1 protein-coding gene is annotated in these 470 nt (G+C 53.2%); it reads right to left on the bottom strand.

What is annotated here, in order from left to right; all coding sequences use genetic code 11:
* Positions 1 to 403, bottom strand: a 403-nt coding sequence (locus DVK06_RS18595; RefSeq protein ID WP_147438183.1) for a hypothetical protein, incomplete at its 3' end; no start/stop codon positions are given.
* Positions 404 to 470: the final 67 nt, after the last annotated feature.

The raw sequence follows: 470 nt of genomic DNA, 5'->3' as shown, positions 1-470 counted from the left end.
TCATGGGAAGGTCGTAGAGGACGCTTGCCGCGGCTTCTTCGGCGCCACCGCCTACGTGAAAGACGGGGACGTTACTATCGACAAAGACTCGGCGTTCTTGCTTGGTGACGGGGGTATCGGAGGAGAAGATACCCACGTCGAACGAACTGTGCTTTGCAACTTCGCCTTCGGCTTGGGTTGCTTCGTAAGTGGTTGCGGCTGTGTCGTTTAGTGGGAGGTTGACGTTTGGACCTTGGAAGACGGTTTTCCCTTCAAGCGAGGCTCCTGGTTGGGGTTGGGAGGTAGCACGGGTGTTTCCGCTGAGGCCGATGACGGAGGTTCCAGTGAGGGCGCCTGCAGAGAGGGCTCTGATGAAGGTTCGTCGGGCGACACCACTACCGGATGGGTCTTTCTTCTCACCCATGAATCTAACGTGAAGTTGTTAGGATACAATACCTTTCAATATAAAATGTTTTTAAGACTATATTTTT

It is taken from the genome of Halorubrum sp. Atlit-28R (assembly GCF_003665955.1).
GTDB lineage: Archaea > Halobacteriota > Halobacteria > Halobacteriales > Haloferacaceae > Halorubrum > Halorubrum tropicale.
Note: the sequence above shows the minus strand (reverse complement) of the source record. Positions and strands in the feature narration are given on the sequence as shown.